Here is a 20,188-nt window from a genome sequence, read left to right on the forward strand (position 1 = left end):
GCTGCCTTCAGTGCCGGCCCCAGTGAACTCCGGTGCAGACCGGGGGTGATGGGTGGTTGGTCGTTGTTTGAGAACTGCACAGTGGACGCGAGCATCTGTGGCCAAGTTTTTAAGGGCGCACGGTGGATGCCTTGGCACCAGGAACCGATGAAGGACGTGGGAGGCCACGATAGTCCCCGGGGAGTCGTCAACCAGGCTTTGATCCGGGGGTTTCCGAATGGGGAAACCCGGCAGTCGTCATGGGCTGTCACCCACTGCTGAACACATAGGCAGTGTGGAGGGAACGCGGGGAAGTGAAACATCTCAGTACCCGCAGGAAGAGAAAACAACCGTGATTCCGGGAGTAGTGGCGAGCGAAACCGGATGAGGCCAAACCGTATGCGTGTGAGACCCGGCAGGGGTTGCGTATACGGGGTTGTGGGATCTCTCTTCTGTCGTCTGCCGGCGACAGGACGAGTCAGAAACCGTTGATGTAGGCGAAGGACATGCGAAAGGTCCGGCGTAGAGGGTAAGACCCCCGTAGCCGAAACATTGACGGCTCGTTTGAGAGACACCCAAGTAGCACGGGGCCCGAGAAATCCCGTGTGAATCTGGCGGGACCACCCGCTAAGCCTAAATATTCCCTGGTGACCGATAGCGGATAGTACCGTGAGGGAATGGTGAAAAGTACCGCGGGAGCGGAGTGAAATAGTACCTGAAACCGTGTGCCTACAAGCCGTGGGAGCGTCGCGCATCGAGTTTACTCGGTGCGTCGTGACTGCGTGCCTTTTGAAGAATGAGCCTGCGAGTTTGCGGTGTGTTGCGAGGTTAACCCGTGTGGGGAAGCCGTAGCGAAAGCGAGTCCGAACAGGGCGGTATAGTAGCGCGCTCAAGACCCGAAGCGGAGTGATCTAGCCATGGGCAGGTTGAAGCGGCTGTAAGAGGTCGTGGAGGACCGAACCCACCAGGGTTGAAAACCTGGGGGATGACCTGTGGTTAGGGGTGAAAGGCCAATCAAACTCCGTGATAGCTGGTTCTCCCCGAAATGCATTTAGGTGCAGCGTCGTGTGTTTCTTGCCGGAGGTAGAGCACTGGATAGGCGATGGGCCCTACCGGGTTACTGACCTTAGCCAAACTCCGAATGCCGGTAAGTGAGAGCGCGGCAGTGAGACTGTGGGGGATAAGCTCCATGGTCGAGAGGGAAACAGCCCAGAGCATCGACTAAGGCCCCTAAGCGTACGCTAAGTGGGAAAGGATGTGGAGTCGCAGAGACAACCAGGAGGTTGGCTTAGAAGCAGCCACCCTTGAAAGAGTGCGTAATAGCTCACTGGTCTAGTGATTCCGCGCCGACAATGTAGCGGGGCTCAAGCGTACCGCCGAAGTCGTGTCATTCCAGCAATAGCCCCAACGGGTGCTGGGATGGGTAGGGGAGCGTCGTGTGCCGGGTGAAGCCGCAGCGGAAGCTAGTGGTGGACGGTTCACGAGTGAGAATGCAGGCATGAGTAGCGATACACACGTGAGAAACGTGTGCGCCGATTGACTAAGGGTTCCTGGGTCAAGCTGATCTGCCCAGGGTAAGTCGGGACCTAAGGCGAGGCCGACAGGCGTAGTCGATGGATAACCGGTTGATATTCCGGTACCCGCTGTGAAGCGTCAAACATCGAGCCCGTTGATGCTAAGGCCGTGAAGCCGTTCCGGACCCTTCGGGGAAGGGAAAGTGGTGGAGCCGCCGGCCCAAGACGGTAGTAGGTGAGTGATGGGGTGACGCAGGAAGGTAGTCCAGCCCGGGCGGTGGTTGTCCCGGGGTAAGGGTGTAGCCCGTCATCCAGGCAAATCCGGATGACACGAGGGTGAGACCTGATGCCGAGCCGATTGTGGTGAAGTGGATGATCCTATGCTGTCGAGAAAAGCCTCTAGCGAGTTTCATGGCGGCCCGTACCCTAAACCGACTCAGGTGGTCAGGTAGAGAATACCGAGGCGTTCGGGTGAACTATGGTTAAGGAACTCGGCAAAATGCCCCCGTAACTTCGGGAGAAGGGGGGCCATCACCGGTGAGAGGACGTGCTCCTTGAGCTGGGGGTGGCCGCAGAGACCAGCGAGAAGCGACTGTTTACTAAAAACACAGGTCCGTGCGAAGCCGTAAGGCGATGTATACGGACTGACGCCTGCCCGGTGCTGGAACGTTAAGGGGACCGGTTAGTCCGACTTCGGTTGGGCGAAGCTGAGAACTTAAGCGCCAGTAAACGGCGGTGGTAACTATAACCATCCTAAGGTAGCGAAATTCCTTGTCGGGTAAGTTCCGACCTGCACGAATGGCGTAACGACTTCTCGACTGTCTCAACCATAGGCCCGGTGAAATTGCACTACGAGTAAAGATGCTCGTTTCGCGCAGCAGGACGGAAAGACCCCGGGACCTTTACTACAGTTTGATATTGGTGTTCGGTTCGGCTTGTGTAGGATAGCTGGGAGACTGTGAAGCTTGGACGCCAGTTCAGGTGGAGTCGTCGTTGAAATACCAGTCTGGTCGTGCTGGATGTCTAACCTGGGTCCGTGATCCGGATCAGGGACAGTGTCTGATGGGTAGTTTAACTGGGGCGGTTGCCTCCTAAAGAGTAACGGAGGCGCCCAAAGGTTCCCTCAGCCTGGTTGGCAATCAGGTGTTGAGTGTAAGTGCACAAGGGAGCTTGACTGTGAGACCGACGGGTCGAGCAGGGACGAAAGTCGGGACTAGTGATCCGGCGGTGGCTTGTGGAAGCGCCGTCGCTCAACGGATAAAAGGTACCCCGGGGATAACAGGCTGATCTTCCCCAAGAGTCCATATCGACGGGATGGTTTGGCACCTCGATGTCGGCTCGTCGCATCCTGGGGCTGGAGTCGGTCCCAAGGGTTGGGCTGTTCGCCCATTAAAGCGGTACGCGAGCTGGGTTTAGAACGTCGTGAGACAGTTCGGTCCCTATCCGCTGCGCGCGCAGGAACATTGAGAAGGGCTGTCCCTAGTACGAGAGGACCGGGACGGACGAACCTCTGGTGTGCCAGTTGTTCTGCCAAGGGCATGGCTGGTTTGCTACGTTCGGGAGGGATAACCGCTGAAAGCATCTAAGCGGGAAGCCTGCTTCGAGATGAGTGTTCCCACCCACTAGATGGGTTAAGGCTCCCAGTAGACGACTGGGTTGATAGGCCGGATCTGGAAGGCGGGTAACCGCTGGAGGTGACCGGTACTAATAGGCCGAGGGCTTGTCCTCAGTTGCTCGCGTCCACTGTGTTAGTTCTGAAACCACGAACAACCCCATGCCCATGGTCACGGGTGTGGTGCGGTTGATGTGTTTCATAGTGTTTCGGTGGTCATAGCGTGAGGGAAACGCCCGGTTACATTCCGAACCCGGAAGCTAAGCCTTACAGCGCCGATGGTACTGCAGGGGGGACCCTGTGGGAGAGTAGGACGCCGCCGAACTCCTTTTAGAGCTCTGGCTCTTGGGCATGCAGCCCAAGAGCCAGAGCTTTTTTGCGTTGGGGTAAGGTCAGGGAGCATCGTTGGCACGTTTTCCCACAGGAGGCCCCCGGGTGGAGGTCCAGGAGACCCGCGTCCAGACAGACCGGGTGCTCACCTTCCCGAACATCCTCAGCATGGCGCGCCTCGTCGGCGTACCCATCTTCCTGTGGTTGATCCTCAGGCCCGAGTTCGGGGGCCCCAAGAGCGACGCCTGGGCGCTCCTGGTGCTGATGCTGAGCGGGATCAGCGACTACCTGGACGGTAAGCTCGCGCGGCGCTGGAACCAGATCAGCAGCCTCGGCCGGCTTCTTGATCCGGCCGCGGACCGGCTCTATATTCTCTCGACTCTCGTCGGACTCACCTGGCGCGAGATTCTGCCAATCTGGTTGACCGCGGTACTGCTGGCGCGGGAGCTGGTTCTGTTGGTAGTGGTGGGCATCCTCAGGCGTCACGGCTATCCGCCGCTGCAGGTGAACTTCCTGGGTAAGGCCGCGACGTTCAACCTGATGTACGCGTTCCCGTTGCTGTTGCTCAGTGACGGAAGTGGATGGCTTCCGTCACTCGCAGCGATTTTCGGATGGGCGTTCGCCGGATGGGGTACAACGCTGTACTGGTGGGCAGGAGTCCTCTACGTGGTACAAGTCCGCCGCCTGTTGCGTGCGGATGCCACGGCCGACTGACCTTGCCGATGGGGCGGTAACAGTCGCTCGATGGCCCGCTGAGCAAAAGTGCGGGACAATCAGGACTGGTGAAGTCGGCTAGACCGTCGTCTCTCAGAGGAGGACGCTTCCGACATGAAGGCCGTCGTGATGGCCGGAGGCGAAGGCACACGCCTTCGCCCCATGACCTCAAGCATGCCCAAGCCACTGTTGCCCGTGGTCAATCGACCGATCATGGAGCACGTGCTGAGGCTGCTCAAAAGGCATGGGCTCAATGAGACCGTAGTCACCGTGCAGTTCCTGGCCTCGCTGGTCAAGAACTACTTCGGTGACGGCGAAGAGCTCGGCATGGAGCTCTCGTATGCCAATGAGGAGAAGCCACTCGGTACCGCCGGAAGCGTCAAGAACGCCGAAGAGGCGTTGAAGGACGATGCCTTCCTCGTCATCTCCGGTGATGCCCTGACCGACTTCGACCTCACCGAACTGATCAATTTCCACAAGGAAAAGGGCGCGCTGGTCACTGTCTGCCTGACCCGGGTGCCCAATCCGCTGGAATTCGGCATCACCATCGTCGACGAAGAGGGAAAGGTCGAGCGTTTCCTTGAGAAGCCGACCTGGGGTCAGGTCTTCTCGGACACGGTGAACACGGGCATCTATGTGATGGAGCCCGAGGTCTTCGACTATGTCGAGGCCGATGTTCCCGTCGACTGGTCCGGCGATGTCTTCCCGCAGTTGATGAAGGAGGGCAAGCCGGTCTACGGCTTTGTCGCCGAGGGCTACTGGGAGGACGTCGGCACTCACGAGAGCTATGTGAAGGCGCAGGCCGATGTCCTGGAGGGCAAGGTCGACGTCGAGATCGACGGCTTCGAGCTGTCGCCGGGCGTGTGGGTGGCCGAGGGTGCAGAGGTGCATCCCGACGCGGTACTCCGCGGGCCGCTTTACATCGGCGACTACGCCAAGGTGGAGGCCGGCGCCGAAATCCGTGAGCACACCGTCATCGGTTCGAACGTCGTCGTAAAGACCGGGGCTTTTCTGCACAGGGCGGTCGTGCACGACAACGTGTACGTCGGCCAGCACAGCAATCTCCGTGGCTGTGTCGTCGGAAAGAACACCGACATCATGCGTGCCGCCCGGATCGAGGACGGCGCCGTCATCGGTGACGAGTGCCTGATCGGTGAAGAATCGATCGTGCAGGGCAATGTGCGGGTCTACCCGTTCAAGACGATCGAAGCCGGTGCCTTCGTCAACACGTCGGTCATCTGGGAGTCGAGAGGGCAGGCGCACCTCTTCGGTGCGCGCGGTGTGTCCGGGATCCTGAACGTGGAGATCACACCGGAGCTGGTGGTGCGTCTCGCCGGTGCCTACGCCACGACCCTCAAGAAGGGCTCTACGGTCACCACGGCCCGAGACCACTCCCGAGGCGCCCGTGCGCTCAAGCGGGCGGTCATCTCCGCCTTGCAGACCAGCGCCATCGACGTACGGGACCTGGAGAACGTACCGCTGCCCGTGGCCCGGCAGCAGACCGCTCGGGGCAGTGCCGGCGGGATCATGATCCGGACCACACCTGGAGTTCCGGACTCCGTCGACATCATGTTCTTCGACAGCCAGGGCGCCGACCTTTCGCAGGGGAGTCAGCGCAAGCTGGACCGGGTGTTCGCGCGCCAGGAGTACCGGCGTGCGTTCCCCGGTGAGATCGGGGACCTGCACTTCCCGGCCAGCGTCTTCGACTCGTACACCGGGTCCATGCTGCGGAATGTCGACACGACCGGAATTGCCGACTCCGGCCTGAAGGTCGTGGTGGACGCGTCGAACGGCAGCGCCGGGCTCGTGCTGCCCAGCCTTCTCGGCAAGCTCGGTGTGGATTCGCTGACGATCAATCCCGGGCTCGACGAGTCCAGGCCGACGGAGACCGCGGACACGCGGCGCTCTGGGCTGGTGCGGCTCGGCGAGATCGTGGCCTCCGCGCGGGCCGCGTTCGGGGTGCGGTTCGACCCGGTCGGCGAGCGGTTGTCGCTCGTCGACGAGAAGGGGCGGATCGTCGAGGACGACCGGGCCCTGCTTGTGATGCTCGACCTGGTGGCCGCGGAGCGGCGCAGCGGGCGGGTGGCGCTGCCGGTGACCACCACGAGGATCGCCGAGCAGGTGGCGGCCTATCACGGGACGCAGGTCGAGTGGACGACGACCTCGCCGGACGACCTGACCAGGGTCGGTCGCGACGAGACGACCATCTTCGGCGGGGACGGCAAGGCCGGTTTCATCATCCCGGAGTTCAGCAGTGTCTTCGACGGTGCCGCGGCCTTCGTACGACTCATCGGGCTGGTGGCGCGGACGCAACTGACGCTGAGCCAGATCGATGCCCGGATTCCGCGGGCGCACGTCCTGAAGCGGGATCTCGCGACTCCCTGGGCCGTCAAGGGACTTGTGATGCGCCGGGTCGTGGAGGCGGCCGGTGATCGCTTTGTCGATACGACGGACGGTGTGCGGGTGGTGGAGACGGACGGGCGCTGGGTGATGGTGTTGCCGGACCCGGCCGAGGCGGTCACCCATCTGTGGGCCGAAGGGCCCGACGACGCTTCCGCGCAGGCCCTGTTGGACGAGTGGTCGGCGGTCGTGGACAGCGCCGGACGGTAAAACGCGGACCACGCGCGCGTGCCGGACATGCCTCCCCAAGGGGGCCTGTCCGGCACGCCGGTGGGGCCATTCGGAGGTACAGGCCACCACGTGCGACGATGTGCGGCATGCCGCAGCAGCCCCCCGTTCGGAGCACACCCACGCGCCCTGCGCGTCCGGACGCGTCCATGTCGCTGCTCACCAACGTCATGGACCACAGCCTCGACGAGGGTTACGCCGAGGCAGCCGCCCGGAAGAAGGCCGCGGGCGCGAGCGGAGTGCCGAAGACCCTCCGGACGAAGCTCGGTCTCGCTGCCGGTCTGGTGCTGGCGGCCCTTGTCGTGACCCTGGGAGCGGCGCAGGCGCGGGTGGCCGCCCCCGTGGTGGCCAAGGAGCGTCAGGAACTGATCGACCGTATCGACAAAGAGACCAAGTCGGCGGACAAGCTGGAAGACACCGTCGACACGCTCCGGGACGACGTGAGCGCGCGGCAGCGGGCGGCGTTGAAGACGAGCGGCGGCAGCGGCCAGGCGGACCTGGTGAGCATGCTGTCCGGTGCCACCGCGGTACACGGCCCCGGTGTGAAGCTCGTCGTCGACGACGCCAAGGAAGCCAGCAGCGGCGGCGGCGACAACCCGCGCGAGACCGCGGACTTCTCCGACACCGGGCGGGTGCGCGACCGCGACATGCAGCGCGTGGTCAACGGGCTGTGGGCGGCGGGAGCCGAGGCGGTCTCCGTCAACGGGCAGCGGTTGACGGCGTTGTCCGCGATCAGGGCCGCGGGTGACGCGATACTGGTCGACAACAGGCCACTGGTGCCGCCCTACACGGTGCTCGCGGTGGGGGATGGGAAGCGTCTGAGCACGAGGTTCCAGAGCGGTGCCGACGGGCTCTATCTGAACGCTCTGGAAGACAACTACGGCATCAGGGCGACCATCGCCGTGGAGAGTGATCTCCGGCTGCCCGCCGCGCCGAGTGTGATCGTACGTACAGCACAGCCGAGAACTGAGAAGGGCACATCGTGATCGCCGTACTGGGCCTCATCGTGGGAGTGGTGGCCGGAATCCTGGTCCGGCCTGAGGTGCCGGTGGTTGTCGAGCCCTATCTGCCGATCGCCGTCGTCGCGGCGCTCGATGCCGTCTTCGGTGGTCTGCGGGCGATGCTCGACGGGATCTTCGACGACAAGGTCTTCGTGGTGTCGTTCCTGTCGAACGTGGTCGTGGCCGCGCTGATCGTGTTCCTGGGCGACAAGTTGGGCGTCGGCGCCCAACTGTCCACGGGTGTCGTGGTCGTTCTCGGGATCCGGATCTTCTCCAACGCCGCGGCCATTCGCCGGCACGTCTTCCGGGCGTGAGGTCGATGAGCAACGAGGACGAGCAGCCGGAGAACAGGCTGCGCAGGGAACTTCCCGAAGAGGTACCGGCGTCTGCTTCTGCGGAGGCGCCGGTCGCCGAGGAGACGCCTGCTCCCACCGTCACGGGTCGACAGCGGCTGGTGCAGGGGTTGTGGCCGCCGCGCGCCAGCAGGGCCCAACTCATCGTCGCCGTGCTGCTGTTCGGCCTCGGATTCGGGCTGGCCGTGCAGGTCGCCTCGAACAGCAACAGCGACAGCGCGCTGCGCGGGGCACGGCAGGAAGATCTTGTGCGCATTCTCGATGAACTGGACGACCGTACTCAGCGTCTTGAGGACGAGAAGCAGGGTCTGCAGAAACAGCGCGATGAGCTGGAGAACAGCTCCGACCAGGCCGAGGAGGCCCGCAAGCAGACGGCCGAGAAGGAGAAGCAACTCGGCATTCTGGCGGGCACCGTGGCCGCGCAGGGACCCGGCATCACGATGACCATCGACGACACGAAGGGAACGGTCGAGGCGGACATGTTGCTCGATGCGGTCCAGGAGTTGCGCGCGGCCGGCGCGGAGGCGATCCAGGTGAACGGCGTACGTGTGGTGGCCGGCACCTATCTGACGGACTCCGACAAGAGCGTGAGTGTCGACGGGAACAAGATCAACGCCCCCTATCGTTTCAAGGTCATCGGCAAGCCGCAGGATCTCGAACCGGCGCTCAACATCCCTGGAGGCGTGGTGCAGACTCTTGAGAAGGAGCAGGCCACCGTTACCGTCGGGCGGTCGAGCAAGATCGTCGTGGATGCCTTGCGGGTCGCGAAGCAGCCTGACTACGCTCGGTCGTCCTCCCGGTGAACCGGGGGTGCATGGGGACCGTCCGGCGAGGGCATGAGCTTGCGGGGGGTCGACGCACCGATTGGGTGGTGCGTGGTGGAAACTGTCTGGTGGATACGGACGTTGTGAGGATGTCCGGGTCGACCGGTGTGTTCAATCAGGGTTCGTCCTGCCCCACGGGCGGGTCTGTTTCGGTCAAGGGGAATCGCCCGTGAAGTTGTTTGCGAAGTTGTTCGGCAAGAGTGCGAAAGAGAGCAGCGACAATCAGACCGCTCGCCATCGCGCACAACCGGACGCGGAGGGCCAGCGCCCGCTGTTCCGTGACCAGGTCGCTGGTCAGGACGCGCCGTCGGTTGACCCTGCGCAGTCCGGCGCCATAGGTTTTGGGCAACCGTCAACCTCAAGTACGGGTGGAGGGTTTTCCCCTATGTCGGCCCTGGTGTGTACGAGGTGCGGTAACCGCAACGCGGAGAACAGCCGCTTCTGTTCCAACTGCGGTGCGCCACTGCGACCCGGCGTGACCCCGGAGCGTGCGTCCGAGACGACGTCCACGATCTCCATCTCCGGTCTCGAGGCCTACGACGCCGAGGTGACCGGCCAGACGCAGATGCCGACGCTCTCCCCGGAGGCGCAGGCGGCCGTCGACGCGCTGCCGTTGGGCTCTGCGCTCCTGGTGGTGCGCCGCGGTCCGAACTCGGGCAGCCGCTTCCTGCTGGACGGCGAGCTGACCACGGCAGGCCGTCATCCGCAGAGCGACATCTTCCTGGACGACGTGACGGTCTCGCGCCGCCATGTGGAGTTCCGGCGCGGTGCCGACGGTGCCTTCACGGTCGCCGACGTTGGCAGCCTGAACGGCACGTACGTCAACCGCGAGCGCATCGACTCGGTCCCCCTGGCCAACGGTGACGAGGTGCAGATCGGCAAGTACCGGCTGGTGTTCTACGCGAGCCAGCGGGGTTACTGATCCTCCCTCGGACTGTGTCCGGGGGATTCCCCCAGGAAGGTCCATGCTTCAAACACCGAGCGGCGGTGCCGGGCACGGTACCGCCGCCGCGGACACCGGGCTGATGAGCATCGGCACGGTGCTGAACACGCTGCGCGACGAGTTCCCCGAAGTCACCATCTCCAAGATCCGTTTCCTGGAGTCGGAGGGGCTCATCGAGCCGCAGCGGACCCCTTCCGGATACCGCAAGTTCAGCCCCGCCGACGTCGAACGCCTCGCCCATGTCCTGCGGATGCAGCGGGACCACTATCTGCCGCTCAAGGTGATCCGCGAGCACCTCGACGCCATGGGGCGCGGGGAAGCCGCCCCGCTGCCCACCGTAGGCCGTCAACGGGACGGCGAAGTCGTTCTGGAGCCCGTGGAGGGCCCGACGGCGGCCCGGATCGGGCGGGCCGAGCTGCTGGCCGCCGCCGGGATCGGTGAGCAGGAGCTCGACGAGTGGGAGTCGTACGGACTCATCGCTCCACTGTCGGACGGCGTGTACGACGCGGAAGCCATCACCGTGGCCGGGCTCGTCCTGGAGTTGGGGCGGTTCGGGATCGAACCCCGGCACCTGCGCGCGATGAAGGCCGCCGCGGACCGCGAGGCAGGGCTCGTCGACCAGGTGGTCGCGCCGCTGAAGCGGCACCGCAATCCGCAGACCAGGGCCCACGCGGAGGCCCGTACGAAGGAACTGGCGGGGCTCACGGTGAAGCTGCACGCCGCGCTGGTGCAGACCGCGCTCGGCGTGCGCCTGCCCTGAGCCGGGCGGGATTACGGCCGCCTGATCGGTCACCCGATCCCGGCCCGACTACCCAAACGTCCCGGGCACGGCCTAGGGTTGCTGTGTGAACGAGCTCGATGTCGTAGGTGTCCGGGTCGAAATGCCCTCCAACCAACCGATCGTGCTCCTGCGTGAAGTGGGAGGCGACCGCTACCTCCCCATCTGGATCGGGCCCGGGGAGGCGACGGCGATCGCCTTCGCACAGCAGGGCATGGCCCCCGCACGACCGCTGACCCACGACCTGTTCAAGGACGTGCTGGAGGCCGTCGGCCAGGAGCTGACCGAAGTGCGCATCACGGATCTGCGTGAGGGCGTCTTCTACGCCGAGCTGGTGTTCGCCAGCGGAGTCGAGGTGAGCGCCCGCCCGTCCGACGCCATAGCGCTGGCACTGCGCACCGGGACGCCGATCTACGGCAGCGACGGTGTGCTCGACGACGCCGGCATCGCGATCCCGGACGAGCAGGAGGACGAGGTGGAGAAGTTCCGCGAGTTCCTCGACCAGATCTCGCCCGAGGACTTCGGGACCAACAGCCAGTGAGAGCGAGAGCCGGCAGAGAAATGCTGGCATTTGCCACCGGCGTGTGAGAGCGTCCTGCGGCCCCCCGCGAGCGCATTCGGCTAGCCTTTCCCCGCGGTGGGGTACGGGAAACCACTCCTAAGGTGATTATCACTCGGCGTGCCTAGCGTGGCGATCGTTGACGCACCCCTGGTGACTGCCTACCGTCGAGAAGGCAGGTCAAGGACGGAGGTCGGCGTGAGAAGCAGCGGCGACGGTACGGCTGGGGGTGCCCCGGAACGCAGTTTCGGGGACAGTGGCCCGTACCGGCTTCATGGCAGTGCGGCCGATCACGCTCCGCATCGACCCACTGCCGTGCCGAGCAGCGGAGGGGCGACGTCCATGGCGTCCGAGCAGATCGGCTACCGGGGCCCTACGGCCTGTGCGGCGGCCGGAATCACCTATCGGCAACTGGACTACTGGGCACGCACCGGGCTCGTCGAGCCCAGCGTGCGGCCCGCACACGGGTCGGGGACGCAGCGGCTCTACAGCTTCCGGGACGTCGTCGTCCTGAAGATCGTCAAGCGGTTCCTCGACACGGGTGTGTCACTGCAGAACATCCGCAGCGCCGTTCTGCACCTGCGGGAGTGCGACTTCCGGGATCTGGAGCGCATGACGCTGATGAGCGACGGCGCCACGGTCTACGAGTGCACGTCGCCGGACGAGGTCCACGCCCTGCTCCAGGGCGGCCAGGGGGTCTTCGGGATCGCCGTGGGCGTGGTGTGGCGGGATGTGGAGAGCGCCCTGTCGCAGCTGCACGGGGAGCGCGTCGACACCGGTGAGACGCTGGTCGGGGTCAACCCCGCCGACGAGCTGGCCAGGCGGCGCAACCGGGCCGTCTGAGGGCCCGGCAAAAGCCGTAGCAGGGCATTGTCAGTGGCGTAGGGCAGCATCGGAGATGTGAGAACCGCGCCCACGATCCTGCATCTCGACATGGATGCCTTCTTCGCCTCGGCGGAGCAGGCGTCCAAGCCGAGCCTGCGCGGGAAGGCCGTCGTCGTGGGCGGGCTCGGGCCGCGCGGGGTGGTCGCCACCGCGTCGTACGAGGCACGGGTTTTCGGGGTGAACTCGGCCATGCCCATGGCCCAGGCGCGCAGGCTCGCCCCGAACGCCGCGTATCTCGTGCCGCGCTTCGGGTTCTACCGGTCGATCAGCGAGCAGGTAATGGCGCTGCTGCGGGCGCTGTCGCCGCTTGTGGAGCCACTGAGCCTGGACGAGGCGTTCGTGGATCTGGAGGCCGGCGAGGCGGCCTGGGACGCCGAGTCGGCGCGGCGGGCCGGGGAGCGGCTCCGAGCCGACATACGGGCGGTCACGGGGCTCACGGGCTCGGTCGGCCTCGCCGCCTCCAAGATGCTCGCGAAGATCGCCTCCGAGCGGGCCAAGCCCGACGGGCTGGTGCTGATCGAGCCGGGGAGCGAGCGGGCGCTGCTGGGGCCGTTGTCGGTGCGCACGCTGCCGGGGGTCGGACCGGCGACGGGCGACCACCTGCGGCGGGCCGGGATCACCACGGTCGACGAGATCGCCGAGGCGGGGGAGGACGAGCTCGTACGGCTGGTGGGCAAGGCGCACGGGCACGCGCTGTACGCCATGGCGGTGGCGCACGACGAGAGGCCCGTGGTGGCCGAGCGGGAGACCAAGTCGGTGTCGGTCGAGGACACCTACGACGTGGACATCCACGACCGGATCCGGGTGGGCCTGGAGGTGCAGCGCCTCGCCGACCGGTGTGTACGGCGGCTGCGGGGCGCCGGGCTGTCGGGGCGGACCATCGTGCTCAAGGTGCGGCGGTACGACTTCTCGACGCTGACCCGGTCCGAGACCTTGCGCGGGCCCACCGACGATCCCGGGGTGGTGCGGGAGGCCGCGGCGCGGTTGCTGGACTCCGTGGACACCACGGGCGGGGTGCGGCTGCTCGGAGTGGGAGTGTCCGGCCTCGCCGACTACACGCAGGAGGACCTGTTCGCGCAGGCGGCGGGAGAGCAGGCCGACCTTCTTGAGGAGGAGCACACGGAGGAGGAAGAGGGCGGGGAGCAGACGGCGCCCGTGGAGCGGCGCTGGCCCGCGGGCCACGATGTGCACCACTCCGGGTTCGGGCACGGGTGGGTGCAGGGCAGTGGGCTGGGGCGGGTCACCGTGCGGTTTGAGACGCCGGAGGATGCCGGGCCCGGGCGGGTACGGACGTTCCGGACCGACGATCCCGAGCTGGAGCCGGCGGAGCCGCTGCCGTTGGTGACGCGAGACGCGGGTGAAGTGGCTGCGGTGCCAGGGCAGTTGGTGGAGCGGGGTCCCGATGGTGGGGCAGTCCAGTCGCTGCCGTCGGATGCCGACGTCCAGGGCAGCGCGCCACCGCCCCCGGAGAATCGAAGACCCGCCGACCCTCCCGCCGCTTCGGCTCAGGTGTCGTCCGAGCCCGCCAGTTTGCCGAAGTCGCGGTCCGGGAGGGAGGGCGGTGGGGCCACGTCGAGGCCGTAGTGGTGGTAGAGCTGGAGTTCCTGGTCGGGGGAGAGGTGGCGGCCCACGCCGAAGTCGGGGGCGTCCTTGATCAGGGAGCGGTCGAAGGGGATGTGCAGGGTGCCCTCGATCAGTTCGCTGGGCTCCAGGGGGACGAAGGCGTCCCTGGAGAACAGGCCGGTGCGTATGGCCGCCCACTCCGGTACACCGGTCGCGTCGTCGAGGTAGACCTCGTCGATCGTGCCGATCTTGGCGCCGGTGCGGTCGAACGCCTTGCGGCCGATCAGGTTGCGCGGATCGATATCGGTCTGCACGGGCCCTCCTCCTGGTCGCAACTCATTCGTAAACTCTACAAAAGAGCACATTCGGGCCGGTGGCCACTCGAGAGCTCGGCTTCCACGCTCGCTGGTAGGCTGGCGAGCGGCTGCTGACCCCGTGCGGGAGAGTCCTCCAGACTTCATCGGAGGCGCCGAAGGAGCAAATCCTCCCCGGAATCTCTCAGGCTCACGTACCGCACGGACGAGGTCACTCTGGAAAGCAGGGCGGGTGCCGGCGACGGCTCTCGCTCTCACCGACGGTGAAAGCCGGTGACCTTCGGGTGGCCGGTGAAGCTCTCAGGTTGAGATGACAGAGGGGGAGGCCGTCCGGGCACCCCACTGTCGTGGTGCCCTCGAAGGTCGTGTCCGACCAGGAGGCCTCCCAAATGACCGCCCCTCGCACTTCGCTCTCCGAGCTCGAACAGGGCATTCCGTTCGAGCAGCGCCACATCGGTCCCGACCAGGAAGCGCGGGCCAAGATGCTCGCGCAGGTCGGCTACGGCTCGCTCGACGAGCTCACCGCCGCCGCGGTCCCCGATGTGATCAAGAACGCCGACTCCCTGGACCTGCCGGGCGCCCGCACCGAGGCCGAGGTGCTGGCCGAACTACGTTCCCTCGCGGACCGCAACGAGGTCCTCGGTTCGATGATCGGGCTCGGGTACTACGGGACCTTCACGCCGCCCGTGATCTTGCGCAACGTCATGGAGAACCCGGCCTGGTACACGGCCTACACGCCGTACCAGCCGGAGATCTCCCAGGGGCGGCTCGAAGCCCTGCTGAACTTCCAGACCATGGTCGCCGACCTCACCGGGCTGCCGACCTCCGGCGCCTCCCTCCTCGACGAGGGGACGGCCGCCGCCGAGGCCGTGGCGCTGTCGCGGCGCATGGGCAAGAACAAGAAGGGCCTGTTCCTGGTCGACGCGGACGCGCTGCCGCAGACCATCGCCGTGATCGAGACCCGCGCCGAGCCGGCCGGAGTCGAGGTCGTCGTCGCCGACCTCAGCGAGGGCATCCCGGCCGAGATCGCCGAGCGCGAGATCAACGGCGTGCTCGTGCAGTACCCGGGTACCTCCGGTGCCGTACGCGACATCAAGCCGCTGATCGAGCAGGCGCACGCGCTCGGCGCGCTCGTCACCGTCGCCGCCGATCTCCTCGCGCTCACGCTGCTCAAGTCGCCCGGCGAGCTGGGCGCGGACATCGCGGTCGGCACGACGCAGCGCTTCGGGGTGCCGATGGGCTTCGGCGGGCCGCACGCCGGATACATGGCCGTGCACGAGAAGTTCGCGCGCAGCCTGCCCGGGCGGCTCGTGGGCGTCTCCGTCGACGCCGACGGACACAAGGCCTACCGCCTCGCCCTCCAGACCCGCGAGCAGCACATCCGCCGTGAGAAGGCCACCAGCAACATCTGTACCGCCCAGGTGCTCCTTGCCGTCATGGCCGGGATGTACGCCGTCTACCACGGGCCCGAGGGGCTCAAGGGCATCGCGCGGCGGACGCACCGGTATGCCACGATCCTTGCCGCCGGGCTCACCGCCGGCGGTGTCGAGGTCGTGCACGGCGGCTACTTCGACACGCTGACCGCGCGTGTTCCGGGCCGGGCCGCCGAGGTCGTCGCCGCCGCCCGCGAGGACGGCGTCAACCTGCACCTCGTGGACGCGGACCAGGTGTCCATCGCCTGCGACGAGACCACCACGCGCGCCCAACTGGCCGCCGTATGGACCGCGTTCGGGGTCGACGGAGACATCGAGGCGCTCGACGCGACCGCTGAGGACACGCTGCCCGAGGCGCTGCTGCGGAACGACGCCTACCTCACGCACCCCGTCTTCCGGGACCACCGTTCCGAGACCGCGATGCTGCGCTACCTGCGCAGGCTCGCCGACCGGGACTACGCGCTCGACCGGGGCATGATCCCGCTGGGCTCCTGCACGATGAAGCTCAACGCGACCACCGAGATGGAGCCGGTCACCTGGCCCGAGTTCGGGCAGTTGCACCCCTTCGCGCCCGCCGAGCAGGCGCAGGGATACCTCACGCTCATCAGGGAGTTGGAGGAGCGGCTCGCCGAGGTCACCGGGTACGACAAGGTGTCGCTGCAGCCCAACGCCGGTTCGCAGGGCGAGTTGGCCGGGCTGCTGGCCGTACGCGGATACCACCGCGCCAACGGCGACGAGCAGCGGATCGTGTGCCTGATCCCGTCGTCCGCGCACGGCACCAATGCCGCGAGTGCCGTCATGGCAGGCATGAAGGTCGTCGTCGTGAAGACCGCCGAGGACGGTGAGATCGACATCGAGGATCTGCGGGCGAAGATCGAGCAGTACCGCGAAGAACTCGCCGTGTTGATGATCACTTACCCGTCCACGCACGGGGTGTTCGAAGAGCATGTCGCCGACATCTGCGCGCAGGTGCATGAGGCCGGCGGACAGGTCTACGTCGACGGCGCCAACCTCAACGCCCTTGTGGGGCTTGCCAAGCCGGGTCACTTCGGCGGTGACGTCTCGCATCTGAATCTGCACAAGACGTTCTGCATTCCGCACGGTGGCGGCGGTCCGGGTGTCGGGCCGGTCGGGGTGCGCGCGCACCTGGCGCCGTATCTGCCGAACCACCCGCTGCAGCCGGCGGCCGGGCCGGAGACGGGAGTCGGGCCCATCTCGGCCGCTCCCTGGGGCTCGGCCGGCATCCTGCCGATCTCCTGGGCGTACGTCCGGCTCATGGGCGGCGAGGGGCTGAAGCGGGCCACGCAGGTGGCCGTGCTCTCCGCCAACTACATCGCCAAGCGGCTCGAACCGCACTACCCCGTGCTCTACACCGGGCCCGGCGGGCTCGTCGCGCACGAGTGCATCATCGATCTGCGGCCGATCAGCAAGGCGACCGGTGTCTCCGTCGACGACATCGCCAAGCGGCTCATCGACTACGGCTTCCACGCGCCGACGATGTCGTTCCCGGTGGCGGGCACGCTGATGATCGAGCCGACCGAGTCCGAGGACCTGATCGAGCTGGACCGGTTCTGCGAGGCGATGATCGCGATTCGCGGGGAGATCGAGAGGGTCGGCTCGGGTGAGTGGCCGGCCGAGGACAACCCGCTGCGGAACGCGCCGCATACCGCTGCCGCGTTGGGCGGGGAGTGGGGGCACGCTTACTCGCGCGAGGAGGCTGTCTTCCCGGCCGGGGTGTCCGTCGCCGACAAGTACTGGCCCCCGGTGCGGCGGATTGACCAGGCCTTTGGGGACCGGAACCTTGTTTGTTCTTGCCCGCCGTTGGATGCGTACGAGGACTGAACGCTCCGCTGAACGCCGGGAGTTTCGGCTGCGGGTCCGTTGTGGCAGTCGCGCCCCGTGGCGGAGCCACACATCGATACAGCCCCGCGCCCCTATGGGGCGCGGGTGCTCAGGCGGGATATGAGTGTGTCTGGGTTGCCTTTACCGTCGCCCAGACCAAAGCCCCCTGGTACAGGTCCAGTTCGGCTGCTGCGACCGTCGTGAGGTCTGCGGCCAGGGGGAGCTCGCCGGTGAGGTCCGCGCGGATCTGGTCGCCGTGGGTTTCCAGGCCCGCTACCTCGCAGTGCCAGAGGTTGCGGGCGCTGGCGCCGGTGGGGCGGTCGCGGAAGAGGGTCACCGCGCTTGGTGGGAACGCTACGAACACCTCGCCCTGGAGATCCTCCGTGGTGGTGATCACGGGGCCCGTGTCGAGCGTGACCGTGTGGCCGTCGGCGCTGCCCTTGTAGAGGTTGAGGCCGACCAGTTGGGCGATGTAGTCCGTGCGCGGGTGGCGGGCGATGTCGGCGGGGGTGCCCTCCTGGACGATCTTTCCTTGCTCGATCACGACCAGCCGGTCGGCCAACACCATTGCGTCCAGGGGGTCGTGGGTGACCAGTACCGCGACCGCCTCGAACTCTGCGAGGTGGCGGCGGAGTTGCGCCCGCACGTCCAGGCGGGTGCGGGCGTCCAGGGCGGCAAGAGGTTCGTCCAGGAGCAGGAGGCGTGGGCGGGTCGCCAACGCCCTTGCCACGGCGACGCGTTGGGCCTGGCCGCCGGAGAGTCTGCGGGGCTTGGCGCCCGCGTGCTCGGCGAGGCCCATCCTCTCCAGCCACTCGGCCGCGATGGCGCGGGACTCCGCCTTGGTCGCGCCCTGGCAGCGCGGGCCGAACCCGACGTTGTCGAGCGCGGTCAGGTGCGGGAAGAGGAGATAGTCCTGGAAGACGACGCCTACCGGACGAGACTCCGGGGGCGTACGGTCCAACTCCGCGCTGTCCAGCCGTAGATGACCGTCCGTCAGGTGGACCAGGCCGGCCAGCGCGCGTAGCGCGGTCGTCTTGCCCGCGCCATTGGGGCCGAGCAGGGCGACTACGTCGCCGGGTGCGGCGGTCAGTTCGACGTCGAGGCGGAAGGTGCTGCGGTCCACGACGAGATGGGCGTCGAGGCCCTCGCCGGCTGTGGTGATGAGGTTGCTCATGATGTGGTCATCCAGCGGTCCCGGAGCCCCGCCAGGACCGCGATCGACACGGCCAGGAGGACCAGGCTGAGGGCGATGGCCGCTTCCGGGTCGTTCTGGAGGGCGAGGTAGACCGCGAGAGGCATGGTCTGGGTGCGGCCGGGGAAGTTGCCGGCGAAGGTGATCGTCGCGCCGAACTCGCCCAGTGCGCGGGCCCAGGCGAGTACCGAGCCCGCCGCGATGCCCGGGGCGATCAGGGGGAGTGTGACCCGGCGGAACGCCGTGAAGCGGGAGGCGCCGAGGGTCTGGGCGGCCTCCTCGTAGCGGGGGTCGGCGGCGCGCAGGGTGCCCTCGACGCTGATGACCAGGAACGGCATCGCCACGAACGCCTCCGCGACCACGACACCGGTCGTGGTGAAGGGCAGGGTGATGCCGAACCAGGAGTCGAGCCACTGGCCTACGACACCGTTGCGGCCGAGCGCCAGGAGCAGCGCCACGCCGCCCACCACCGGGGGCAGGACCAGCGGGAGTGTCACCAGGGCCCGGACGACGCGGCGGCCGGGGAACTCCGTGCGGGCCAGCAGCCAGGCCAGCGGCACGCCCAGGACCAGGCATACCGCAGTCGCCAAGGTCGCGCTCAGCAGGGAGAGTCGGAGGGCCTGCCAGACCTCCGTGCTGGTGAGTTGTGACGGCAGCGACCGCCAGGGAGCCCGTACCAGCAGGGCGAGCAGCGGGAGGAGCAGGAATGCCAGCCCTACGAGTGCGGGCACCAGCAGGGGCAACGGCACCCCGTGTCCGGACATCCGGACGCGGCGACGCCGCGGCCCGCCCTTCAGGGTCTCGGCCGTGGCGTCGGAGGTGTCGAGCTTGGTCACGGCTTGAGGAAGCCCGCCGCGGACAGCACCTTCTGGCCCTCGGCTGACTGCACGAGCGCGATGAACGCCTTGGCGGCGACGGCGTTGGGCGCGTTCTTCAGGAGGACGATCGGGTAGTCGTTGATGGCGTCGGCGGACTCGGGGAACTCAACGCCCTCCACCTTGCTGCCGGCGGCGTGCACATCGGTCTTGTAGACGACCGCCGCGTCGGCCTCCTTCAGCACCACCTTGTTGAGGGCCGACTTGACGTCCTCTTCGTAGGACACCGGGGTGAGCTTCAACTTGCTTGCGGTGAGCGCCTTTTGGGCCGCGGCGCCGCACGGAACCGTCTTGTCGCACAGCACGACCTTGAGCGAGGACTTGGTGAGGTCCTTCAGGGAGGTCACCTTGTCTGGGTTGCCCGGCAGCGTGGCGATCTCCAGCTGGTTGCGGACGAAGGTGGCCGGAGTGCCGACGCCGTCGCTCTTGTCCGTGACGATCGCCATGGTCTTGGGGCTGGCGGCGGCGAACACGTCGGCCGGGGCACCGCTGGTGATGCTCGCGGCGAGGGTGTCGCTGCCCGCGAAGTTGAAGGTGACCTTGGTGCCCGGGTGGGCAGTCTCGAACTCCTTGCCCAGGGTCGTGAAGGACTCCTTGAGGGAGGCGGCGGCGAAGACGGTGACGGTGCCGGACATCTTCGGGGACGCGGATGCCGAGGAGCCGGACTTCGAGGAGGACGAGTCGTCGCTGGAGGAGCAGGCGCTCAGGGCCAGCAGCGCGGCGGCTCCGGCCCCCGCAACCTGCAGGGTCCGGCGGGTCCGACGCGCGGAACGGGTCATCACGGTTCTACTCCTCTGATTCTGCCGATAAGGGGTTGTCGCGCCCTTGCCCGGCCGCAACGGCCGTGCC

General features: G+C 66.6%; 15 protein-coding genes, 2 rRNA genes and 1 riboswitch. Of the genes, 13 read left to right on the forward strand and 4 right to left on the reverse strand.

Going from position 1 to position 20,188, the window contains the following annotated elements; translation table 11 throughout:
• Window positions 1-99: 99 nt before the first annotated feature.
• The 12 genes from OH768_RS43175 (at window position 100) to OH768_RS43230 (ending at window position 13,704) form a co-directional block, all read left to right on the forward strand.
• Window positions 100-3,221, forward strand: a 23S ribosomal RNA gene (locus OH768_RS43175).
• A 92-nt stretch (window positions 3,222-3,313) separates the two neighbouring features.
• Window positions 3,314-3,430: ribosomal RNA gene (gene rrf, locus OH768_RS43180) — 5S ribosomal RNA — on the forward strand.
• Between the two features lie 110 nt (window positions 3,431-3,540).
• Window positions 3,541-4,149, forward strand: a complete 609-nt coding sequence (locus tag OH768_RS43185) for a CDP-alcohol phosphatidyltransferase family protein (protein ID WP_406462017.1) — start codon at window positions 3,541-3,543, stop codon at window positions 4,147-4,149.
• A 114-nt stretch (window positions 4,150-4,263) separates the two neighbouring features.
• Window positions 4,264-6,759 carry a sugar phosphate nucleotidyltransferase gene (locus OH768_RS43190; RefSeq protein ID WP_406462019.1) on the forward strand — a complete coding sequence of 832 codons (2,496 nt, stop codon included), beginning with the start codon at window positions 4,264-4,266 and terminating at the stop codon, window positions 6,757-6,759.
• A 167-nt stretch (window positions 6,760-6,926) separates the two neighbouring features.
• Window positions 6,927-7,763: a DUF881 domain-containing protein gene (locus OH768_RS43195; RefSeq protein WP_406462021.1), complete on the forward strand. Its 837-nt coding sequence runs from the start codon at window positions 6,927-6,929 to the stop codon at window positions 7,761-7,763.
• Window positions 7,760-8,092, forward strand: a complete 333-nt coding sequence (locus OH768_RS43200; protein ID WP_019059351.1) for a small basic family protein — start codon at window positions 7,760-7,762, stop codon at window positions 8,090-8,092. The genes OH768_RS43195 and OH768_RS43200 overlap by 4 nt, the downstream gene beginning before the upstream one ends.
• Before the next feature lie 5 nt (window positions 8,093-8,097).
• Window positions 8,098-8,934, forward strand: a complete 837-nt coding sequence (locus OH768_RS43205) for a DUF881 domain-containing protein (RefSeq protein ID WP_406462023.1) — start codon at window positions 8,098-8,100, stop codon at window positions 8,932-8,934.
• Between the two features lie 61 nt (window positions 8,935-8,995).
• Window positions 8,996-9,877: an FHA domain-containing protein gene (locus tag OH768_RS43210; protein ID WP_406462025.1), complete on the forward strand. Its 882-nt coding sequence runs from the start codon at window positions 8,996-8,998 to the stop codon at window positions 9,875-9,877.
• Window positions 9,878-9,920: 43 nt separating this feature from the next.
• Window positions 9,921-10,658 carry a MerR family transcriptional regulator gene (locus OH768_RS43215; protein ID WP_406462027.1) on the forward strand — a complete coding sequence of 246 codons (738 nt, stop codon included), beginning with the start codon at window positions 9,921-9,923 and terminating at the stop codon, window positions 10,656-10,658.
• Between the two features lie 85 nt (window positions 10,659-10,743).
• A complete protein-coding gene (locus tag OH768_RS43220; RefSeq protein ID WP_006123076.1) occupies window positions 10,744-11,217 on the forward strand; it encodes a bifunctional nuclease family protein in 474 nt (157 codons plus the stop codon).
• A gap of 216 nt (window positions 11,218-11,433) precedes the next feature.
• On the forward strand, window positions 11,434-12,078 hold the full coding sequence (locus OH768_RS43225; protein WP_406462028.1) for a MerR family transcriptional regulator: 645 nt from the start codon (window positions 11,434-11,436) through the stop codon (window positions 12,076-12,078).
• A gap of 57 nt (window positions 12,079-12,135) precedes the next feature.
• Window positions 12,136-13,704, forward strand: coding sequence for a DNA polymerase IV (locus tag OH768_RS43230; protein WP_406462029.1), 1,569 nt, complete (start codon window positions 12,136-12,138; stop codon window positions 13,702-13,704).
• Here OH768_RS43230 and OH768_RS43235 read toward each other — a convergent pair.
• Window positions 13,626-13,997, reverse strand: a complete 372-nt coding sequence (locus tag OH768_RS43235; RefSeq protein ID WP_262061719.1) for a PRC-barrel domain-containing protein — start codon at window positions 13,995-13,997, stop codon at window positions 13,626-13,628. The genes OH768_RS43230 and OH768_RS43235 overlap by 79 nt on opposite strands.
• Window positions 13,998-14,111: 114 nt before the next feature.
• A riboswitch (glycine riboswitch) is annotated at window positions 14,112-14,207 on the forward strand.
• A 179-nt stretch (window positions 14,208-14,386) separates the two neighbouring features.
• On the opposite strand from OH768_RS43235, the gene gcvP reads away from it, so the two are divergent.
• Window positions 14,387-17,272 carry an aminomethyl-transferring glycine dehydrogenase gene (gcvP, locus tag OH768_RS43240; RefSeq protein ID WP_406462030.1) on the forward strand — a complete coding sequence of 962 codons (2,886 nt, stop codon included), beginning with the start codon at window positions 14,387-14,389 and terminating at the stop codon, window positions 17,270-17,272.
• A gap of 109 nt (window positions 17,273-17,381) precedes the next feature.
• Here gcvP and OH768_RS43245 read toward each other — a convergent pair whose 3' ends face one another.
• Genes OH768_RS43245 through modA form a run of 3 tightly spaced genes read right to left on the reverse strand, consistent with a single transcriptional unit; the run spans window position 17,382 to window position 20,118 of the window.
• The gene (locus OH768_RS43245) at window positions 17,382-18,446 is read right to left on the reverse strand and encodes an ABC transporter ATP-binding protein (RefSeq protein WP_406462032.1); all 1,065 of its coding nucleotides are present in this window, start codon (window positions 18,444-18,446) and stop codon (window positions 17,382-17,384) included.
• Window positions 18,443-19,300: an ABC transporter permease gene (locus OH768_RS43250; RefSeq protein WP_406462034.1), complete on the reverse strand. Its 858-nt coding sequence runs from the start codon at window positions 19,298-19,300 to the stop codon at window positions 18,443-18,445. Before OH768_RS43250 ends, OH768_RS43245 begins: the two co-directional genes overlap by 4 nt.
• A complete protein-coding gene (gene modA, locus OH768_RS43255; protein ID WP_406462035.1) occupies window positions 19,297-20,118 on the reverse strand; it encodes a molybdate ABC transporter substrate-binding protein in 822 nt (273 codons plus the stop codon). Before modA ends, OH768_RS43250 begins: the two co-directional genes overlap by 4 nt.
• Between the last annotated feature and the right edge of the window lie 70 nt (window positions 20,119-20,188).

Source organism: Streptomyces sp. NBC_01622, assembly GCF_045209635.1.
Taxonomy (GTDB): domain Bacteria; phylum Actinomycetota; class Actinomycetes; order Streptomycetales; family Streptomycetaceae; genus Streptomyces.